Raw genomic sequence first — 1492 nt, forward strand, 5'->3', positions numbered from 1 at the left:
AGTTAAATAAAAGAGTTGCTGCGAATATCTATCTGGAAGTTTTGTCAATTAATGAGGAACGGGGTAGCATAAGTTTAAATGGAGAAGGGAAAGCGATCGAATACATTTTAAAAATGAATCAGTTTCCCCAAGAATGTTTACTGAGTAAAGTTTTTGCACGGGGAGAACTAACGGAAAAAGCTCTAAAATCTTTGGCTGAAAAAGTGGCAGGATTTCATCGACAAGCTGTGACTAATTCCTATATTACTCAATTTGGCAATTTAGAAGTTATTAAACAAGCTTTTGATGAAAACTACCAACAAACCGAGAAATATATTAATTTTGTCCAAACCCAAAAACAATACGATGAAACGAAAGCTTACACAGATAAATTCTTCGCAGAACACGGAGATTGGTTAGAAGAAAGACAAATAAAAGGGATGATTCGCGAATGTCACGGAGACTTACATTTAAATAATATCTGTCAGTGGCAGGGAGAAATACAATTATTTGATCGCATAGAATTTAATGAATCTTTTCGCTTCGTTGATGTCATGTATGATATTGCTTTTACAGCCATGGATTTAACCGCTAGGGGGAGAGGAGATTTCGCTAATTTATTTGTGAATACTTATTTAGAACAAACCGCTGACTGGGAGGGTTTAAAAGTCTTGCCTCTCTACCTGACTAGACAAGCGTATGTGAGGGCAAAAGTCAATAGTTTTCTGCTTGATGGTGACACTTTTTCTGAGAAAATTAAAGCAGATGCACAGGATTATTATCAATTAGCTTGGCAGTACACACAACCGCAGAAACCGAGATTAATTCTGATGTCGGGATTTTCTGCATCGGGTAAGAGTACCATAGGAAAAGTAATTGCTAAAAATCTTAATGCTATTCAGATTCGTTCCGATGCAGTTCGCAAACATTTGGCTGGAATTGACTTAAATCAAACAGGAAGTCTAGATATATATAGTCTCGAAATGAGTCAAAAAACCTTCGCTAGACTAGCGGAATTAGCCCGAATTTTAATAACTTTAGGTTATCCAGTTATTCTCGATGCACGCTACGATAAATATGCTTGGCGAGAACCCTTATTAACCTATGCCCAAAATTTAAAGATTCCTTTTCATATCGTCCATTGTCACGCACCTATAGAAGTTTTAAAACAACGGATTGCCGCTAGAAAAGGCGATATTTCTGACGCTACTATCGAGGTTTTAAATGCCCAAATTGAGACAACAGAACCTTTTAATGAAAAAGAACAACCCTATCTAATTTCCCTAGACACTACTAATCCCGATTGGCGAGAATTTTTAGAGAGTCAATTAGGTAAATAGGTTGAGATGAATCAATGATATAAAGTAGCAAAAAGGAGAAGCGATTATGGAAACTGTAGTGTTAAATCTAGAGACAGTTAATTTGACTGATGAACAATTTTATCATCTCTGTCAGGCTAATCAAACATGGAATTTAGAACGTAATCAAAAAGGAGAATTATTAATTATGCCTC

At 35.9% G+C, this 1492-nt stretch carries 1 protein-coding gene and 1 pseudogene; both read left to right on the top strand.

What is annotated here, in order from left to right; all coding sequences use genetic code 11:
- A partial coding sequence (locus PX636_RS02955; protein WP_288116172.1) for a bifunctional aminoglycoside phosphotransferase/ATP-binding protein occupies positions 1–1319 on the top strand: 1319 nt, incomplete at its 5' end.
- A gap of 46 nt (positions 1320–1365) precedes the next feature.
- Positions 1366–1492, top strand: a pseudogene (locus PX636_RS02960) (Uma2 family endonuclease); the annotation flags it as partial.

Origin of the sequence: Microcystis sp. M53598_WE2, assembly GCF_030067735.1 — a bacterium.
Taxonomy (GTDB): Bacteria; Cyanobacteriota; Cyanobacteriia; order Cyanobacteriales; family Microcystaceae; genus Microcystis; species Microcystis aeruginosa.